Source organism: Oceanicoccus sagamiensis (assembly GCF_002117105.1).
Classification (GTDB): Bacteria; Pseudomonadota; Gammaproteobacteria; order Pseudomonadales; family Dasaniaceae; genus Oceanicoccus; species Oceanicoccus sagamiensis.
The window spans coordinates 2,283,140-2,302,437 of sequence record NZ_CP019343.1 but is presented as its reverse complement, the minus strand read 5'-3'; the positions used below and the strand labels follow the sequence as shown (position 1 = coordinate 2,302,437).

The 19,298-nt window shown below is 45.2% G+C and carries 16 protein-coding genes; 4 read left to right on the top strand and 12 right to left on the bottom strand.

Annotated features, from left to right (window positions below):
• Positions 1–116 precede the first annotated feature (116 nt).
• From BST96_RS10490 to BST96_RS10455, 8 genes are all read right to left on the bottom strand, one after another.
• Positions 117–1,202, bottom strand: a complete 1,086-nt coding sequence (locus BST96_RS10490) for a glycosyltransferase family 2 protein (protein ID WP_240554782.1) — start codon at positions 1,200–1,202, stop codon at positions 117–119.
• Positions 1,203–1,262: 60 nt separating this feature from the next.
• The gene (locus tag BST96_RS10485; RefSeq protein ID WP_240554941.1) at positions 1,263–2,615 is read right to left on the bottom strand and encodes an exosortase/archaeosortase family protein; all 1,353 of its coding nucleotides are present in this window, start codon (positions 2,613–2,615) and stop codon (positions 1,263–1,265) included.
• Positions 2,616–2,751: 136 nt separating this feature from the next.
• Complete coding sequence (locus BST96_RS10480; protein WP_085758656.1) at positions 2,752–3,621, bottom strand: XrtA system polysaccharide deacetylase; 870 nt, start codon at positions 3,619–3,621, stop codon at positions 2,752–2,754.
• 14 nt (positions 3,622–3,635) lie between these two features.
• Positions 3,636–4,931 carry a porin family protein gene (locus BST96_RS10475; protein ID WP_085758655.1) on the bottom strand — a complete coding sequence of 432 codons (1,296 nt, stop codon included), beginning with the start codon at positions 4,929–4,931 and terminating at the stop codon, positions 3,636–3,638.
• A 110-nt stretch (positions 4,932–5,041) separates the two neighbouring features.
• The gene (locus BST96_RS10470) at positions 5,042–5,746 is read right to left on the bottom strand and encodes a P-loop NTPase family protein (RefSeq protein WP_240554781.1); all 705 of its coding nucleotides are present in this window, start codon (positions 5,744–5,746) and stop codon (positions 5,042–5,044) included.
• A 32-nt stretch (positions 5,747–5,778) separates the two neighbouring features.
• The gene (locus tag BST96_RS10465) at positions 5,779–7,299 is read right to left on the bottom strand and encodes an XrtA system polysaccharide chain length determinant (protein WP_085758653.1); all 1,521 of its coding nucleotides are present in this window, start codon (positions 7,297–7,299) and stop codon (positions 5,779–5,781) included.
• Positions 7,300–7,318: 19 nt separating this feature from the next.
• Entirely contained in the window at positions 7,319–7,975 is a 657-nt protein-coding gene (locus BST96_RS10460; protein WP_085758652.1) for an XrtA/PEP-CTERM system exopolysaccharide export protein, read from the bottom strand.
• A gap of 1 nt (position 7,976) precedes the next feature.
• Complete coding sequence (locus BST96_RS10455; protein WP_085758651.1) at positions 7,977–9,389, bottom strand: TIGR03013 family XrtA/PEP-CTERM system glycosyltransferase; 1,413 nt, start codon at positions 9,387–9,389, stop codon at positions 7,977–7,979.
• A 488-nt stretch (positions 9,390–9,877) separates the two neighbouring features.
• On the opposite strand from BST96_RS10455, the gene tviB reads away from it, so the two are divergent.
• Both tviB and BST96_RS10445 read left to right on the top strand, forming a co-directional pair.
• A complete protein-coding gene (tviB, locus tag BST96_RS10450) occupies positions 9,878–11,155 on the top strand; it encodes a Vi polysaccharide biosynthesis UDP-N-acetylglucosamine C-6 dehydrogenase TviB (RefSeq protein WP_085758650.1) in 1,278 nt (425 codons plus the stop codon).
• Positions 11,156–11,177: 22 nt separating this feature from the next.
• Positions 11,178–12,185, top strand: coding sequence for an NAD-dependent epimerase (locus BST96_RS10445; RefSeq protein ID WP_085758649.1), 1,008 nt, complete (start codon positions 11,178–11,180; stop codon positions 12,183–12,185).
• Positions 12,186–12,250: 65 nt separating this feature from the next.
• Here the strand turns inward: BST96_RS10445 and BST96_RS10440 are convergent, their stop codons facing one another.
• Genes BST96_RS10440 through BST96_RS10425 form a run of 4 tightly spaced genes read right to left on the bottom strand, consistent with a single transcriptional unit; the run spans position 12,251 to position 17,241 of the window.
• Positions 12,251–13,603: a phosphohexomutase domain-containing protein gene (locus tag BST96_RS10440; RefSeq protein ID WP_085758648.1), complete on the bottom strand. Its 1,353-nt coding sequence runs from the start codon at positions 13,601–13,603 to the stop codon at positions 12,251–12,253.
• Between the two features lie 17 nt (positions 13,604–13,620).
• Positions 13,621–14,445: a UTP--glucose-1-phosphate uridylyltransferase GalU gene (gene galU, locus BST96_RS10435; RefSeq protein ID WP_085758647.1), complete on the bottom strand. Its 825-nt coding sequence runs from the start codon at positions 14,443–14,445 to the stop codon at positions 13,621–13,623.
• A gap of 23 nt (positions 14,446–14,468) precedes the next feature.
• The gene (locus tag BST96_RS10430) at positions 14,469–15,878 is read right to left on the bottom strand and encodes a mannose-1-phosphate guanylyltransferase/mannose-6-phosphate isomerase (RefSeq protein ID WP_085758646.1); all 1,410 of its coding nucleotides are present in this window, start codon (positions 15,876–15,878) and stop codon (positions 14,469–14,471) included.
• 19 nt (positions 15,879–15,897) lie between these two features.
• On the bottom strand, positions 15,898–17,241 hold the full coding sequence (locus BST96_RS10425) for a UDP-glucose dehydrogenase family protein (protein WP_085758645.1): 1,344 nt from the start codon (positions 17,239–17,241) through the stop codon (positions 15,898–15,900).
• 218 nt (positions 17,242–17,459) lie between these two features.
• Between BST96_RS10425 and fabA the strand changes: the two genes are divergently transcribed.
• Together fabA and fabB are read left to right on the top strand one after the other, a co-directional pair.
• Entirely contained in the window at positions 17,460–17,984 is a 525-nt protein-coding gene (fabA, locus tag BST96_RS10420) for a bifunctional 3-hydroxydecanoyl-ACP dehydratase/trans-2-decenoyl-ACP isomerase (protein WP_085760509.1), read from the top strand.
• Between the two features lie 80 nt (positions 17,985–18,064).
• Positions 18,065–19,276: a beta-ketoacyl-ACP synthase I gene (fabB, locus tag BST96_RS10415; protein ID WP_085758644.1), complete on the top strand. Its 1,212-nt coding sequence runs from the start codon at positions 18,065–18,067 to the stop codon at positions 19,274–19,276.
• The last annotated feature ends 22 nt before the right edge of the window (positions 19,277–19,298 follow it).

The following is a 19,298-nucleotide window of genomic DNA, read 5'->3' as shown; positions in this document are numbered from 1 at the left end:
TAACCATTCACAACAACCGGAGCTTATGGCAACTGCGGTGGGATTGTTTTTATTCCCATTCCATTCTCCTTTTATAATAACATCTGGCAATATTTAGTCCTATAATATATTCAATATCAGCCCAATCTCGGCTTCCACAAAGCGATTTTTTTCCCTTGAAGAAAATTAAAAAACGCATACGCAGCGGCAGCATTTATCAAGAAAAAATAGTAAACCAAAGCCACCAAACGATTATTGCTATCTTGATTTTTATAACCATTCCAAGCAACAACATATAACACTAGCTGCACAACCAAAGCCAGTAGATAAATACCGCCCTCACCGATCAAGGCCAAAGAAGCAAGAAAAACCAAAATAATAGGAGCAAAGGCAAAATACCGTAATAATTTATGTGAAAATAACTGCACTGAAAAAAGACGATAGGCCACTGGGTTAAATAGTTCCTTCATATCCCACATCGCCCAAAATGCCCTTAGTGACACCCGGGCTCTCATGGAAAACTCAGATTGACTATTACTCAGTGACTTTTCTTTTAACAAAGCCGTCGACTGATACACCACCCGATAACCCTGCCGAATGACTTTTAATGGCAATACAAAATCCGGAAGCTGGTCACTTCTCATCGGCTGATATATTTCACGCCGAATTGCATCAACACCACCATCAACGCCCACCACTGATGACACTTTACTCTCTAGTTCACGCAATATATTTTCATATTTCATATAGGCGCTACAGCCATCACCAATAACATTTCCCTCTGAATTAACATAGATCATTTTGCCAGTCACATAGCCAACGTCAGGGTCTTTAAAAACAGCAGTTAACTGCTGCAGTGCACCCCTGTCATAGATACCATTGGCATCACAAAACACGACAATCTCTGAACTGCACTGCTTCATCGCAAGATTAAGACCCGCTGTCTTACCCTCTCGAGGAACCTGTCTAATCAACTTGACCCTATCATCCGTTGCAGCGATATCATTGACTATCGTATCGGTATTATCCATGGACTCGTCAGAGACAACAATAATACTTAATTTATCTTGCGGATAATCCAGGTCCAGCTTGTTTTTTATTGTCTCCGCTATAACGTCTTCTTCATTAAAAGCAGGAATAATTATTGTAACCTCAGGAAAACTCGCCGGATCATCGCCAGAGTCACTGGCGGTTTTTTTTGCTGGCAGGACTAACAATAACAAAGGGTAACCTATGTAAATATATAACAGTATGATAATTGACCACCAAAACATCAATTCCATTTAATCCTCCAATTTTCTGTCTAACCAGTATCTAACTTCTTCTGCCAACTGATCGGTTTCCTGCGCGCAATCCGACTGACAACGGGCTTGCATATTCACTATAGAAAAGACATTTTTTCCGGAAAAGCGAGCAGGTATTTGTAATAGTTTTGCCTTCCAATAACTAGCCGTGACATAACCACCTACGTCCATCCAATATAGCCTGACGACCTTTTGACTAGAATTAAGCCTTTTAAAATATTGAACGTTAACGGCCTGCCCACTAAATAGCTGTTCACTTTCAGACTGCAATACCCAGGTATCATAATTATAAAGTCTGGCAAAATAAGGCATTAGTCGATCATTGGCTTTGTCACGCTGGTATTGGGCATGATGTATCACTATGTTGTTATTACAATCCAGCACACCCTGCTCAATCAATCCACCGGAAGGCACAGTAACTTCCATCCATTGAGTGCGATTCTCAACCAAGCTGCAACTTAGATAATCAGCAACACGAATTTTTGCTTCTGCTTTTGGATCATATTCTAAAAATACATTGAGTGCAGCACCTGCAAACAGCATTATGATAGCCAGAGCAAGGCCTTTAACATTTACCGCCGCATAGGGCGGGGCCAGCTTTGCGCGATCAACAACGGGCAAAAAGTACATAAACGGGAAACAGCATACGATAAACAAACCCCAGCCAAAATACTCATGATCGGCAATCAGTGGGCTTTGCATTTCACTCGTATAACCCACCACTACCAATATGACTATCCGAATCCAGTTGATTAGCAAACCCAGCAATACAGCACCAACCAGAACCAGCAATCGGTGAGACCAGCGGTAACCATTGATACAGCATAAGAAATAGGCGATGGCGATAGACACAATAAAATAACGTATCCCTGAGCATCCATCAGCTATTAGCATACTGCCAAACGGCAGCAGTATATTATTGCCTTCCACCAGTGCAGGAATCCCCATCCAATGCACTACAGCGCCAACCACCAGACTGCTAAGATCCAACAGCAGGTTATTTAAATGATCCCATACCGGCAACGCAAAGAGTAAAAATGAAATAGGGCCTAACAAATAAATAGCAGAGCCAAAACTATAGGCAGCGGCAATGGCAAAGAATAATATTGGCAATAAAATCACCTGCGCCAATATATATATTTGTATTTGGTTAAAGAGAAACCAAAGCAAGGAACAAACGACCAGCAGTATGATCGCCACTGATTTTACAGCAAGGTTATTTTCCACCTTGGGCAAAGGGCAGTAAATCCAAATAAGGTAGAAAAATAGCACCCAGATTAAAAGCCCATGAGATAAGCTTTCATCAAATGTTATCCAACGCTGGTATAGCACATTAAATGTTGAGCTATAAGCAATAAATAGAGCGAGCAAGATTAATAGAATACCGACAAACGGTTTAAACACCGTTTCTTTGTGCTCGCCCTTCAGAACCGACTTAACATCCACTATATCACCACACCTAATATTATTAGCATCGAGAGAGCAACCCTTCACTCTCAAGAACGGTCTCCATATCCCTGAAATGATATTTAGACAACAAGGTGCTTAATCTTTTTTCACATTTATCTAAATTATTGTAATGCCTGAAGACCGACTTTAGCGGCAGGCCAGCAACTCTTGGCTGGTCGACATCAATTTCCCAGGGGTGCAAGTAAAAAACAAAGGGCTTATTTGTCCTGGCCAGATGTTTTGACAGCGCCCATTGACTAAACCAGTAGGGAAAAAGGCGGAAATAGCCACCACCAGCGATAGGCAATCGGTAGCCCATGATATCCAGGCTGGTCAGACTAAACTCAACCAGCGTTTCACCCGATGGCGTTTCAAGCCTATGCGGAAGCGGCTTGGCCCCTGGCATACCATAGCGATCATGCTTTACCGGAAATAATGACGAGTCATAGCTAAACCCAAGCTCTGCCAGAATATCCAATGCCCACTCAGACGCTGGAGTAATTGAATAACTTGCCGCCCGATAGCCCCGAACAGGCTTGCCGATAATATCCTCGAGCAGGCTTTTACTCTTGATAGTTTCTTCTCTAAACACTGCTGGAGACTGCTGATATATTAACTGGTGGGAATAACCATGACTGGCCACTTCAAATCCGGCCTTATCAATCTGCCTGACCAAATCAGGATAACGCTCCGCAATCCAACCCAGCACAAAAAATGTAGCGCCATGTCCGGCCTGCTGAATCATATCCATTAATCGCTGCGTATTGGGCACTACCCGACCGCGATCATATTGCTCCCATTGATGGGGCTTAATCACTGAAGATAGTGCGGCTACCTGAAAGTAGTCCTCCACATCAACGGTAAGTGCATTAGCGACGTTGACTGACATAATTAGAGACCAAATTAAAAGCTATAATTTATTGAAACGCCGCCTTTCAACTCATCATAATCACGGACGCCACTATCAAACTCCCTGTCTTCATAGGCCATATATACGCTTGTTAAAAGCTTTGCAGCCACCTGCCAATTCAATCCTGTACGGTATGCCACCCCTTCGTAATCACCCTGACCAAGCACTTGATTAGAAAAACTCACATCTTGCCACTCGGTTTTGACATTCAAGCTAATTAACCGCGTCCACTGATAAGAGAGGCCAACACTCAGTTGATACTCTTCATTATCACGGGGAAGAAACTCATAGTCTTCATCTTCATAACTTAAGGTCAACTCGATATTACAGGAATTACAAATTGCCTGATTGTTATAACTAAGCTCGATATTTCTCCGTTCAAACACATCAATCAACTCAAAATCAGAAGAGCTTTCACTTACCCCCTCATTATTAGTCCCGCGAGAGGTATCGGTCAGCTCTTGCAATACAGCCAGATCAAAAACCCCTGCATTGAGCTTGTAGGCCGCATTGGCTTTAATATATTGACCATCATAATCGTCGCTAACCCTTTTCGACTCATTAACGCCAACGGCTATAGCGTAACTCAGCTTAGCCAACTGCGCCTGATAATTAACAGTGTATAGGTAATACTCATAATCAAATATATCTCTATCAAAGGTCACGTCGTCATAATTGACCCGCAAGCCAAAACTATCGATTTTACTAAGAGCATGATTCCAGCTTAACACCCCACCAACTCGCTCAGAGTCCTGATCATCTGTATCTTCATATTTTATATCGGTATAGCTCGGAGTAAGGGTGATACTATCCACCGAAGTAGGGCGTAATATTAAATCGACACTGGCTTTTGAGATGGATCGATCCTCACGGTTCTCCTCGACATCATTCAGTGCTTTATTTTTTATTACATTTTTTCGAGAGTTCTCTAAAGTCCAGATCAACTGCTGGTCTATTTGTTCGTACACTAAACTACCATTACCATTGACTCTGGTCTCATCATCAAAACTATCTTGCTGATACGTTGAATGGTCGCCGCGATAACTTAAGTCCAAGGTCAGTTTTTCACCTTTATGCAAGGCATTAATAGATGCAGACACGGTACTTTTTAAATCGCTACGCTTATTGGCTGGCACCTTGGTCATATTATCGCTATGCTCTGCCTGCAAGCCCGCAGAGGCATTGATTTCCAGACCAAAACTGTTTGCAGCTACGACGGAGGAAGCTAGAAGAAGCCACAGACGCTGATGTGTAAAACTTTTTGTTAGCCTATTGTTATTTCTCGGCATGATATTACCCTTTATTGATAAGACCGAATTTCCACTGCTGGGGAAACTGGATAGCTCTGCTTATAATTCTGCTTATTGCCAGCTTGCTGAGGCTTCTGAGCACCTCGCTTTTAATTATTAAACACCAATCCGGCAAATTTCTCTTCGCCCACTGCATCTACACCGGCCATAACCTGATTCGATGTCACTTTACCAAAAGGCACGACCAACACCGCCATATCAGATACCCGAGACAAAATCCTCGCCAAAGAAGAGTCTCCGACAGGAGGCACATCCAACACCACAAAACGGTCCGGGTAACGAGCTTTTACTGATTGTATCAACTCCACCATACGGGGAGATGAGAGTCGCTCCACTGAAGAATCATCCCCTGCTCCAGGTGGTATCAGGCGCACCCGAGGTATTCCGGCAGAGTAAATAATATCTTTCAGATCAAGACTGGCATCATCTAAATAGTCCATTAGTCCAACATCAAAACTTCCTTTTATCAGCTCTTCGCTAAAAGAGTCTTCAAAGTTGCAATCAATATAAATCGCTGTCTTCTGCTCATCCAGCGCAAAGGATGTCGCCAGGTTCATAGCGACCAAACTGGAGCCTGCCCCACTACTTAGTGAACTGACTAACAATACACAGTTGCTACCCTGGGTTTTATGCAATAACTTTGTACGTAAATCCCTAAAGGTATTTAGGACATCACGCTGCGGCATGCCCGGATAAATAATTTTAAACGCCGCCAGCTCATCCTGAGTCTTTAGAGTAACCTCTGACATTAGCGCGATTCCATCAGCGTTTTTATCACTTGCATCAACAGTCATAGGTTTTCTCATTCAGAAACATTAACACCCACTTATAAGTAGCCACTTAAACGCCCCCATACCAAACCGCCATATATACACATAGCAATCAAACAGACCAGTGACAAAACCAGCATATCCACACGCACCAATCGCGCCGACAATTTAGTTCGAATATGCGGAACCACGGCCAACAGTTCAATATTATCCGGCAATGAATCTGCCAGTTTGGAAGGTGACCTAAGCCGTGGATCCACAATGACATAAAGAATGACAAGGCCAATTCCAGCTAACAAACCTGCTATGGGTGCCACCAGGGCAAAATGAATAAACCGTGTGCCTGAGGGATATAACGGGTATACCGCCGGTTCTTGAATCTTGAAACTCACCCCCTGCCCCTCTACATCCAGAGCCATTGACAGCCGGGCCTTCTCTTTACGCCCTAACATTTCCTCATAGATATCACGGGTAACATCATAATCTCGCACTAATTCTGCCAGCTCTGCATCCTTGGACGCGATTCTTTCAGCCCGCTGATATTCTTCGCCTAACATTCTCTCAACGGATGCGAGACGATTCTTTTGACTGCGCAAATCAACCTCGGCCTCGGCCTGCTGTTTTCTGAGCTCTTCATATAATGGGTTTTCTATTGACTCTGAAGACGAGGACCCTGAACGATAATCTGACCCCTTCATAGCATCTATCACTAATTGCTGAGCTGAAATTTGCTGCTTCAACGTAACAATATCCGGGTAGGTTTCTTGATAGCTTAACCGCAATTTATCAAGAGCCTCTTTTAGCATAGCCAGCCTGGCCTTTTCTTCATCAACTTTGCTTTTTGCAGAAAGATACTCGCTTTCATTTTTCATCTGCTCACGAAGTGATTTATCTCTAGCATCTGTTTCGCCAATAGTAAGTTTCAACTCTTCAATCTGTAAACGTAACTGATTAATTCGTGCAGACACTGAGCGCTGATCGCCATCCAGATTTTTTGATTTGAATTCTTTTAACTGTGTTTCCGCCAATAACAACTGACGCTTATAGGAAACAACCTGCTGCTCAATAAACTCATAAGCACTACGACTTTCCTTTCGTCTTTTCTCTGAGGTTTCCTTAATAAAAGAATCGACAACAGCATTGAGCACATTAAAGGAGGTGTCCTGGTTATGATTTGAATAATTAACCCTAAAGTAATTCTTCCCCTCATTTTTTATACCAATGTTTTTTCTTAAGCTTGCAATCTTTCCCTCTTGCTCTTCAACAGTGGTAAAGCTGTCAATCATGCCAATTTCATTAGCGACTTTAAGCATGATCTTTCGGGTATAGATTTGCTCTCTGGCCTGCTCCGATCGATCAATAGCGGTCAACTCGGCCCGGCCTTTCAATAGAGGCTGAATAATATTTGTTACATCAGCGTAGAGCATGGCACTGGTCTCATAACGCTCCGGCCAAAAAAAGCCAACACCCAGCACAGTGAAAACCACAACAAGGAATACCCCAACGACCCAATTTCGCCACTCAATCAACTCACGAACAACAGCCGTTAAAAGCTCTGTATAATAGCTAGTTTCCATCTTCTAAATTTCCTACCTCCTAAAACGATCGTTCTGGAACAGTCACTATGTCAGATGGAACTAACATATAATTGGTATCAAGCTTTCCCGACCTCAAGATATCTTCCAGATAAATGGGGTAGACCTTAACCTGCCCCTGTACTTTACGATAAAGCTTGGAATCATTACTGATTGCAAACTCATTGGGGCCACCTGCCAATAACACCAAATCTAATACAGTCATACCCTTTCTATAGGGGACTGACTGCGGACTTTGCACCGCACCCGTCACTCGAATGCGCTGCTGAAAATCTGAGCTACTGGGGTTGGTGACAATAACGGTTACCTGAGGGTTCTTGATATACTCTAATAATTTTTCTGACACTGACTCAGCCAACGACTCTGTGGTAAAACCAGCCGCCAACACATCACCTACCAGCGACATGGATATTTTTCCATCGGGCCTCACAGGTACTTCAAGGCTCAATTTCTCGTTGCCCCAGACATCAACTTTTATGATATCACCTACGCCAATTTTATAAGGCTCCGCACTGTATTCCTGAATATCTTCAGGTGCCATGATTGGCTGGGAGGTATTGCTACTACAGGCAGAAAGTAAGACAACCATAGTCAGCAACAGCCATGACGACCACGCTGCTAAACCCGCTAAAAAATGATTGGATTGTATGCGTTTCATACTATCTAACTCCCTTACCTAACAGAATAACTTCTACACTTTGCACAACGATTAATATATCCAGCAGAATACTGTGATTCTTTACGTAGTATAGGTCATAGACTAGCTTATTAGCAGCATCATCTACAGAGGCGCCATAGGAATATTTGAGCTGTGCCCACCCCATCAAACCCGGCTTCACCCTATGGCGTATATCGTAAAGTTTGATTTCTTTTGACAAGGATTCTACGAACTCAGGTCGCTCAGGGCGGGGCCCAATAAAGCTCATCTCGCCTTTAATCACATTAAACAGCTGCGGCAGCTCATCGAGCCGGGTATTTCTAATAAAAGCCCCCACTCGGGTCACCCGACTATCATTCGCTTGCGCCCACACAGCCTTGCCACCTTTCTCGGCATCCTGCCTCATACTGCGAAACTTATAGATTTTAAATATCTTCCCTTTAAAACCAACACGCTGCTGGGAATAAAAAATAGGCGCTCCGGTTTCCAGAAATACCGCAACAGCCGTCAGCAACATCAGCGGCCATACCAAGAACAGCAAGGCCAAACTTATGGCAATATCAAAGACCCGTTTCGTCTTATCACGGCTTTGGCTATAACGGAACTGATTGCGAAACAACATCCAGCTAGTAGTAATCTCTGCCAGCTCAATCCTTAGGAATTCACGCTCGTAAAACTCAACAACCTCGGTAATGCGGGTGCCAGACAGTTTGCAATCCAGCAGCTCTTGCAAAGGAAAGAAGCTACCTTTATCGCGACGGCGCTCATCAATGGCCACCAGGATCTCATCTATCTCCAGGCGCTCCACTAACTCCCTAAGCCCTGCTACCGGGTCTAACAGCAAAGACCTGTCAACGACCGGCTCATCAGGATCAGATGGAATAAATCCAATAATTTCACTACCGATAAACTGCTCAGCCTCAATACGCTGGATAATCTTGGCGGCACGCTGACCTGCACCCAATACCAATATACGACGTTTAAGCTGACTCGCATCGACTATCGAATAGAAGAACCAGCGCACCAGCGCCACCCCGAGTAAAGATAGGGTCGCAGAAGCAAATAAGGCCCCCCGACTCTCGGTCAGGCCTATCAATACATAACTAAGTAACACCAGCGAAGCTGCACCCAAAAGACAGTAACTGACTACCGTCCGGATAAACATACTGCCAAAACCCTCGGAGATACCGGCACCATACACCCCCATAGCGTAGGTAGATAACAGCATGACAGAGGCGTAAATCAGTACATATTGCGTTGTCTGAGGGGACGGGCTATAGAAAAACAGATCGACACCGAGGGTGCTATAGGCCAAGCCTATATAGGCAGTCAGGCCAAGCACAAAAAATTCTACAATCGATAAGAAAATATAGGGCAGCTGAACATGATGATTAAAGACTTGAATATGTGCCACTTAGCTAAGTTACTCCCTCATTGAGCACCAATCACTCGTGTTAAGCCATTATACGCGAGTTATCACTTGTTATTTATTGGCAAAAGAACCTGAGCCACCAAACCAGAATATTCTATTGATTAAGCCCCGTTTCTCAGGATCTATTACACTCTTATTTAATCGCTAAACCATTTTAATATAGTCTGTATTCAATGCTCTGCATCTTTACTGGTAATTATGCCAATTAAGCTTTAATCAACGAGAAGCTCCCCACATAATGAATGAGCAATTATTGACCAATTAGCAGTAAATATTGCCAACTTTTACCAATCTGCCCCTCACTGGATATCGACCGCGCCACCTCTTGGGTCATCATTGACTATAATAGAACAGCCCTGCACTAACAGAGTCCCTTGGTGGTCAGCAGCAACAGCGTTAGCAGGCCAGTGGACAGGGCCATCTCCGCACTTATTGATGGCGCAAAAGCAGTATATTTATAGGAGTAATACATGACATTTAAGGAACATCCGCAAATCGCGATCATAGGTCTCGGCTACGTCGGATTACCCCTTGCCGCGGAGTTCGGCAAAACCCTGCCATGCCTAGGCTTCGATATTAATCAACAGCGCATTAACGAGCTAAAAGCGGGCAATGACACCACCCTGGAACTCAGCGAAGCAGAACTGGCGACGGCGGCTCACCTGTCCTTCACTAGCAGTGCCGCTGAACTTCAAGATTGCGATATTTATATCGTTACAGTGCCCACGCCGATAGATAACAACAAGCAACCTAATTTAACCCCCCTTATAAAGGCATCCGAACTGATTGGAGGCATTATATCGAAGGGGAATATTGTGATTTATGAATCAACCGTTTACCCCGGCTGCACTGAAGAAATTTGCATCCCGATTATTGAGAACTTATCAAAGCTGGACTTTAATCGTGACTTCTATGCTGGTTATAGCCCGGAACGAATCAACCCAGGCGACAAACAACACCGAGTCAGCAATATTATCAAAGTCACCTCTGGCTCTACGGTCGAAGCCAGCGATTATATTGACCAGCTATATCAGAGAATCGTCACCGCGGGCACCCATAAAGCCAGCAGCATCAAAGTCGCCGAAGCGGCCAAAGTCATCGAAAATACCCAGCGGGATGTTAATATTGCGCTAATTAATGAACTAGCCCTAATCTTCAACCGCCTCGATATTGATACTCTGGAGGTATTGGAAGCTGCCGGCAGCAAATGGAACTTCCTTCCATTTCGGCCCGGTCTGGTCGGTGGCCACTGCATTAGTGTTGACCCTTATTATCTGACGCATAAGGCTCAGGAAATTGGCTACCACCCCGAAGTCATTATGTCCGGCCGGCGTATCAATGACAGCATGGGCAATTATGTGGCTGACAATGTCATTAAACTCATGACCCAAAAACGTATTCATATTGTAGATGCCAATATACTGATTCTTGGCCTGACCTTTAAAGAAAACTGCCCTGATTTACGCAATACCAGGGTTGTCGACATTGTCGCCCAATTGCAAACCTATCATGCTAATATTGACATCCACGACCCTTGGGCCTCTGCTCAGGAAGCACAAGAAACCTACGGTTACGATCTGGTGGCCTCGCCCCGAAAAGGCCATTATGACGCCATCATACTCTGTGTCGCCCATGACCAATTCGCCGCAATGGGGGCTTCGGCTATTAGGGCGCTAGGCAATAACAAGCACGTTCTTTTTGATGTGAAAAATATATTACCCAAAGAACAAGTGGATGGCCGATTATAAAAAGTATTAGGAACAATAATTTATGAAAATTTTAATTACCGGTACAGCCGGCTTTATCGGCTCTACATTAGCGCAACGTCTACTTGCCAGAGGCGACGAAGTCATTGGCGTAGACAATCTCAATGATTACTATGACGTACAGCTAAAAAAAGACCGCCTTGCCAAGCTCACCCCCCACAAAGGCTTTACCGATATTCGTCTTGGCATTGAAGATGCCAAAGGTATAGACAAAGTTTTCAGTGACCACCAACCGGATAAAGTGGTCAACCTCGCCGCTCAGGCCGGAGTGCGCTATTCGCTCGAAAACCCTCAAGCTTATATTGATGCCAATATTACGGGCTTTTTAAATATCCTTGAGGGATGTAGACACCACGGCACCAAACACTTGGTATATGCGTCCAGTAGTTCGGTCTATGGCGCCAATACTGCCATGCCTTTTTCAGTGCATAACAATGTTGACCACCCTGTTAGCCTCTATGCTGCCAGCAAAAAATCCAATGAATTGATGGCGCATACATACAGCCACCTCTTTGATATACCGACTACTGGCCTTCGCTTCTTTACCGTCTACGGCCCCTGGGGACGTCCGGATATGGCCCTATTTCTGTTTACTCGCAAAATTCTGGCCGGAGAACCTATTGATGTCTTCAATTACGGCAACCACCGTCGTGACTTCACGTATATCGATGACATTGTTGAAGGGGTCATCAGAACACTGGATAACGTAGCGCTACCCAACCAGGACTGGAATGGCGACAGCCCGGACCCCGCCACGTCAAAAGCACCCTACCGCCTGTACAATATCGGCAGTAACAAACCCTGCGAGCTATTACGCTATATCGAAATCCTGGAAGACTGCCTTGGTAAGAAAGCAGAAATGAACCTGCTACCTCTGCAACCCGGGGATGTGCCTGACACTTATGCAGACGTGGACGCCTTAATCAAAGACGTCGACTACAAACCTGAAACACCCATAGAAAGCGGGGTTAAAAACTTTGTAGAGTGGTACCGTGACTACTATCAAATATAAATCCGGTAATATGCAGTCATAAAAAAAGGAGCTTAAAGCTCCTTTTTTTATCACCCGGTTAAATACTAACCATTGAGCATCGATAACAGTAGCTCAGTCTTCTCATTCATCAATGAGGGGTTCTGAGCACTCTCTACATTCAATCTAACCACCGGCTCGGTATTAGACATTCTTAAATTAAAACGCCATTCACCAAAGCTCATGCTTAAACCATCCACTCGTTCTACCGTTTTTGCCTCAGCGGCAAAATGCGCCTCAACGTTAGCAATAGCTGCAGCGGGGTCCTCAATTTTCCGGTTGATTTCGCCACTACATGGAAAGGCCTGCATGCGCTCTGCCACCATCGAAGAAAGCGTCTGGCCACGGTTTGAAATTAATTGGGTCACTAATAACCAGGGAATCATACCGCTATCACAGTAGGCAAAATCCCTGAAATAATGGTGGGCGCTCATCTCGCCACCATAGACCGCGTTTTCAAGGCGCATACGTTCTTTAATAAAGGCGTGGCCGGTTTTACTTTCAACGGCAGCACCACCATTAGACTCAACAATATCAATCGTATTCCAGGTCAAACGAGGGTCATGGACTATTTTCTCACCACTGCTACCGAGCAAAAAGGCTTCAGCCAAAAGGCCAACCACATAATAACCTTCAATAAACTCGCCATTTTCATCAAAGAAAAAGCAGCGATCAAAATCACCATCCCAGGCAATACCTAAATCTGCATTATGCTCTTTGACGGCATCAATAGTGATTTGGCGGTTCTCAACTAATAAGGGGTTAGGCACACCATTAGGAAAATGGCCATCCGGCTCATGGTGCAATTTAATAAAATCAAAAGGCAGTTTTGATTCAATACGATCAATCACTGCACCGGCGCCACCATTACCTGCATTCACGACAACCTTTAAAGGTTTTAACGCAGCGGCATCGACATAGGATAACAAATGCTCGATATAGGCCTGCGCCGAATCCAGCGGGAACAACTGCCCTTTGCTAGCGACTTCAGGAAAGTTATTTTCCTCAGCTAATTGTTTGATATCAAATAAGCCGGTATCGCCACTAATCGGTTTGGAACCTTCACGGACAAACTTCATGCCGTTGTAATCTTTAGGGTTATGACTGGCAGTAACCGCTATACCGCCATCCATTTCGGCATGAAAGGTAGCAAAGTAAATTTCTTCGGTACCGCACTGGCCAATATCATAAACATCAACACCGGCGTCCATCAAACCCTGGGAAACCGCAGCTTTGATTTCCTGGCTGGTTAAGCGAATATCATGACCCACCACAACTTTTTTAGGCTTGACTACTTCGGCATAGGCACGGCCAATTGCATAGGCAATATCTGCATTTAATTCGTCAGGGACACGGCCCCGAATATCATAGGCTTTAAAACAGGTTAACTCAGTAGGCATCTAGCGCGTTCTCTTTATTAGGCTTTATAGACATTTTCATAAACGTAGTTGGTAGCTTCAACAAAGCCATCAACACTGCCGCAATCAAAGCGTTGACCTTCAAATTTATAGGCCATCACACAGCCATTTTTAGCCTGCGTCAAGAGCGCATCTGTCAGCTGTACCTCACCCCCTTTGCCTGGTGGAGTATCACGTAAAATATCAAAAATATCTGGTGTCAATATATAGCGACCAATGATCGCCAGGTTAGATGGCGCATCTTCCGGACTGGGCTTTTCAACCATATCATCAACACGGTACAAGCCATCTTTCAACGCTTCGCCGGAAATCACCCCGTATTTTTCAGTCTGGTCTTTGGGCACTTCCTGAATGGCAACAATGCTGCAACGAAACTGCTTATACAAATTCACCATCTGCGCCAAAACAGCATCGCCATTATTGAGACATAAATCATCGGACAAGACGACGCCAAAGGGTTCATTACCGATCAGCGTCTCACCCGTCAGAATAGCATGCCCTAAACCTTTCATTTCACGTTGGCGAGTCATAGTAAAGGTAGCCTGATCAAGTACGCCACGAATACTGGTTAAGTAGCTTTCTTTCGCACTACCTGCAATTTGGTGCTCCAACTCATAACTAATATCAAAGTGATCAGTGATCGCACGCTTACCACGCCCAGTCACAAAAGCCATTTGATTCATGCCCGCAGCAATCGCCTCTTCAACACCGTATTGCACCAATGGCTTATTAACCACCGGCAGCATTTCTTTCGGCATGGATTTCGTAGCTGGCAAAAACCGCGTTCCATAACCCGCAACCGGAAATAAACATTTATTAATCATGAATAAAAAACCTTTTAAAAATTTTAATTACTGCGTCCGTAAACATCTTCAAATCTGACAATATCATCTTCACCTAAATAACTACCACTTTGAACCTCGATAAGCTCCAGCGGTATAACACCGGTGTTGGCCAGACGATGTTTGGTTCCCAATGGAATATAGGTTGACTGATCTTCCGATAAAACAAACTCTTTGTCGCCGCAGGTAACAACAGCCGTACCACTCACTACAATCCAATGTTCTGCACGATGATGATGCAATTGCAGCGAAAGCTTCTGGCCCGGGTTAACAACAATACGCTTAACTTGAAAACGCTCAGCAATCGCCAGAGATTCATAAGACCCCCAGGGACGATAGACTTTAGTATGTGCTGTCGCTTCAGTCCTGTCCGCAGCCTTTAAGCTATTAACAATCGCTTTCACATCTTGCACTTGATCTTTGTCGGCAACCAATACGGCATCCGGAGTTTCAACCACTACAATATTATCAACACCCACTGTTGTGACTAAGCGTGAATTGCTGTGCACATAACTATTTTCAGTATTGTGCAATAAAGTATCGCCAACCATGACATTGCCAGAGGTATCTTTATCACCCACCTCCCACAAACTCGACCAGGCACCGACATCACTCCAACCACAGGATAACGGCACTACCACGCCTTGCTCTGTTTTTTCCATCACAGCATAATCAATGGAATCACTGGGGCAACGGGAAAACTCTTCAGCACCAAGACGAACAAAATCAAGATCATCATTGGCAGCGTCGAATGCGGCCTTGGCGGCTGATAACATAGCGGGAGCCAAAACCTGTAGTTCGTCCAAATAGGTTTGGGCACCCATCAAAAACATGCCACTATTCCAATAATAGTCACCACTGTCGACATATTGCTGGGCAATTTCCAAAGACGGCTTTTCTACAAACTCGGCAATTGCATAATTCCCCGGTGATACCTCAGCATTACGACGGATATAACCATAACCTGTCTCAGGAGATTCAGGCACGATACCAAAGGTCACCAACCTACCCTGTTGCGCTTCCGTCATACCAGCCGCTACCGCTGCTGAGAAAGCTGGCACATCCCTGACTACATGATCAGCAGGCATCACCAGCATAACACCCTCAGGGCTTTGCTTAATGGCTTGTAAAGCAGCAACGGCAACGGCAGGTGCGGTGTTTTTCCCCATCGGTTCAAGAATAATTGCGTCAGGATTGGTACCTATACCACGCATTTGCTCCGCTACGGTAAAACGATGCTCGTCATTACACACAATAATCGGCGCACCGGCATCCAGACTCTTGGTACGCTCCATCGTTTGCTCGAGTAAACTTAAGCTACCGGCCAAGGGTAAAAATTGCTTGGGGTTTAACTCTCGAGATAACGGCCACAAACGGCTACCAACACCACCTGACAATAAAACTGGAATTAACATATATTCCTAATATAAAAATTTATTTAAAATTGTTACGCCCAATACCACTGTATTTAAACTCAATAGATTTTAAATAATCGGGATCATATTGGTTGCGACCATCAAAAATAATCGCATCATTCATTAGCTCTTTCATCGCTTCAAAATCAGGTTGGCGAAAGCGCTTCCATTCGGTGACTAATACCAGAGCATCGGCCTGCTTTAAAACATCGTACTGAAAATCCACCATCTGCAACTGACCATCGGCCAACCACTGTTCTGGAAACTCTCTGGCCGCTGTTTCTTTCGCCACTGGGTCGAAGGCACAAACCTGCGCACCCGCTTCAATCAGGGCATTAATTAAGACAATTGAAGGCGCCTCACGCATATCATCCGTACCCGGCTTAAAGGCCAGGCCCCAAACAGCAATGCGCTTACCTTTAAGGTCACCCTTAAAGTAGCCGGATATATTACTAAATAGCTTATGCTTCTGGCTGTTATTTCTCTTTTCTACCGCAGCCAATAGGGTGGGCTCAAAGCCCGATTGCTCAGCGGTGTGCACCAAAGCCTTTACATCTTTGGGAAAACAGGAGCCACCATAACCACAGCCGGGGTAAATAAACGAGTAACCAATACGGCTGTCAGAGCCAATACCGCGTCTGACATTTTCAACATCAACGTCAAGCTCATCACAGAGGCCTGCAACCTCATTCATAAAGGAAATTTTAGTCGCCAGCATGGCATTAGCCGCATATTTAGTCATTTCGGCATCACGCACCCCCATAAACATCAGGCGGTCGCTGGATCTCAGATAGGGACTGTACAGCTCGGTCATCTTTTGGCGAGCTTTTTCGCTATTGGTGCCGACAACGACACGGTCAGGACGCATAAAGTCATTGACGGCCGCCCCTTCTTTTAAAAACTCAGGGTTGCTGACCACATCAAAATCGATATCAGCGTCTCTAAGCGCTAACTGTGAGCTAATTTCAGCATGCACTTTATCCGCGGTGCCAACGGGTACGGTGGACTTATCGATAACGACCGCATAATTTTTCAAATGTTCGCCAATACTTTTGGCCACGGCCAAAACATACTGCAAATCCGCCGAACCATCCTCGCCGGGAGGTGTACCCACAGCAATAAAGATATACTCAGCATCTTTAATCGACTCAGCGATATCAGAACTAAAACGCAGTAAGCCAGCCTCAATACCCGAACTAACAACGGCATCCAAACCAGGCTCAAAAATAGGGATTTCACCGGCTCGCAACCGGTCCAACTTGGCCTCATCAATATCGATACAAACCACATGATTGCCCATTTCCGTAAAACAAGCACCTGTCACCAGGCCTACATACCCTGTACCTACCACTGCAACTTTCAATTATATCCCCTTATATCTCACCAAACAGCCGCTAACCTATTAAATTTATTATCGTAACGACGCAACATCCTATATCAAGCCCTCCTATATTCCCAGTGCAATCAACACCTTAAATGTGGCAATTATTGGCTTGCGAGGCCGCCATAGATTACAATGCGCACTTTTCACACACCCATGCTTGTAAAGCCCCTAACAAAGTCCCTAAATTGGAACCTTTTATGTCTTCCCACAATCAAAACTCGTTCACTAAAGAAGAGCTAATCGCCTCAGGCCAAGGCACTTTATTTGGTGAAGAATTTGCCCGTTTACCCTCTGACAATATGTTAATGATTGATAGAGTCTTAAATATGACCAACGACGGCGGACTCTACGGTAAAGGGGAAGTCACCGCTGAGCTTGATATTAACCCTGACCTTTGGTTTTTTGACTGCCACTTTAAAGACGACCCTGTTATGCCCGGCTGCCTTGGCCTGGATGCCATGTGGCAATTGGTCGGTTTCTTCCTAAGCTGGAGAGGCAATAAAGGTCGCGGTCGCGCACTGGGGGCTGGCGAGATTAAATTTACCGGTCAAATCCTGCCCGACGCCAAAAAAGTCACCTATCAGCTTGATTTTAAAAGAGTTATTGAACGTAAGCTAATAATGGGAATCGCTGATGGCTCCGTTGCTGTTGATGGCAAAGTCATCTATACCGCTAAAGATTTGCGTGTTGGTGTATTCCAGCCTGAAAATATGGCTTTTTAAACCACGAAACTTATTTTAACCTGGCGCACCTCTGGTCGCGCCCTCCTTGAACGACAACAAGGCAGCTAAACGAGGCAGCTATGAAAAGAGCAGTAATTACCGGGCTAGGCATTGTATCTTGCATTGGTACGGGCAAAGACGCAGTACTGGAATCCCTGAAAGAAGGGAAATCGGGTATCCAGTACCGTGAAGACTATAAAGAAATGGGCCTGCGCAGCCATATTGCCGGTACCATTGATATCGACTTTAAAGAACATATTGACCGCAAGCAGCTTCGCTTTATGGGTGATGCCGCGGCTTATGCCTATATCTCTATGCAGGAAGCCGTTAAAGACTCCGGCCTGACCGAAGAGCAAATATCCAATCCTCGCACCGGTATTATCGCTGGCTCCGGTGGTGCATCCTCTGCCAACCTGATCGAGTCAGCCGATATCCTGCGCGATCGCGGTCTGAAACGTATTGGGCCCTACCGAGTAACCCAAACGATGGGCAGCACCGTATCAGCCTGTCTGGCGACACCGTTTAAAATCAAAGGCGTTAACTACTCTATATCCTCCGCCTGCGCCACCAGTGCCCACTGTATTGGCACTGCGCTGGAGCAAATCCAACTGGGCAAGCAGGATGTGATTTTTGCCGGTGGCGGTGAAGAAGAACACTGGACCCTAAGCTGCCTGTTTGATGCCATGGGCGCACTCTCTACCAAATATAATGACACCCCCGATAAAGCCTCAAGGGCTTATGATGCAGACCGCGATGGTTTTGTTATCTCCGGTGGCGGCGGTATGGTAGTGGTCGAAGAATACGAACACGCGAAAGCTCGCGGCGCCAAAATCTACGCGGAAGTGGTTGGCTATGGCGCCACCTCTGATGGCTACGATATGGTTGCCCCCAGCGGTGAAGGTGCCGTGCGCTGCATGGAACAAGCCCTGGCTACCGTTGACGGCCCGCTGGATTATATTAACTCCCACGGCACGTCTACCCCTGCCGGTGATATCCAGGAGCTTAAAGCAATTGTGGAGGCCTTTGGTGATAATTCTCCAATGATCAGCTCCACCAAATCCCTGAGCGGCCACTCTCTAGGCGCTACCGGGGTTCAGGAAGCGATCTACTCATTGCTGATGATGGAAAACAACTTTGTGTGTGCCTCGGCCAATATCGAGAATCTGGACCCAGAAGCGGCCAAGTTGAATATTGTGACTGAGCGTAAAGATGATGTAACGATTACTCGGGCTATGTCTAATAGCTTTGGTTTTGGTGGCACCAACGCCAGCGTAGTCTTCCAGAAAGTGTAGGGTGGATTAAAATACACCATCA

Bases quoted from the DNA above. Each gene is read 5' to 3' on its own strand.
- BST96_RS10480 (WP_085758656.1), bottom strand. From the start codon at position 3,621: ATGTCAGTCAACGTCGCTAATGCACTTACCGTTGATGTGGAGGACTAC.
- BST96_RS10475 (WP_085758655.1), bottom strand. From the start codon at position 4,931: ATGCCGAGAAATAACAATAGGCTAACAAAAAGTTTTACACATCAGCGT.
- BST96_RS10470 (WP_240554781.1), bottom strand. From the start codon at position 5,746: ATGACTGTTGATGCAAGTGATAAAAACGCTGATGGAATCGCGCTAATG.
- BST96_RS10465 (WP_085758653.1), bottom strand. From the start codon at position 7,299: ATGGAAACTAGCTATTATACAGAGCTTTTAACGGCTGTTGTTCGTGAG.
- BST96_RS10460 (WP_085758652.1), bottom strand. From the start codon at position 7,975: ATGAAACGCATACAATCCAATCATTTTTTAGCGGGTTTAGCAGCGTGG.
- tviB (WP_085758650.1), top strand. From the start codon at position 9,878: ATGACATTTAAGGAACATCCGCAAATCGCGATCATAGGTCTCGGCTAC.
- BST96_RS10445 (WP_085758649.1), top strand. From the start codon at position 11,178: ATGAAAATTTTAATTACCGGTACAGCCGGCTTTATCGGCTCTACATTA.
- BST96_RS10440 (WP_085758648.1), bottom strand. From the start codon at position 13,603: ATGCCTACTGAGTTAACCTGTTTTAAAGCCTATGATATTCGGGGCCGT.
- galU (WP_085758647.1), bottom strand. From the start codon at position 14,445: ATGATTAATAAATGTTTATTTCCGGTTGCGGGTTATGGAACGCGGTTT.
- BST96_RS10430 (WP_085758646.1), bottom strand. From the start codon at position 15,878: ATGTTAATTCCAGTTTTATTGTCAGGTGGTGTTGGTAGCCGTTTGTGG.
- fabA (WP_085760509.1), top strand. From the start codon at position 17,460: ATGTCTTCCCACAATCAAAACTCGTTCACTAAAGAAGAGCTAATCGCC.
- fabB (WP_085758644.1), top strand. From the start codon at position 18,065: ATGAAAAGAGCAGTAATTACCGGGCTAGGCATTGTATCTTGCATTGGT.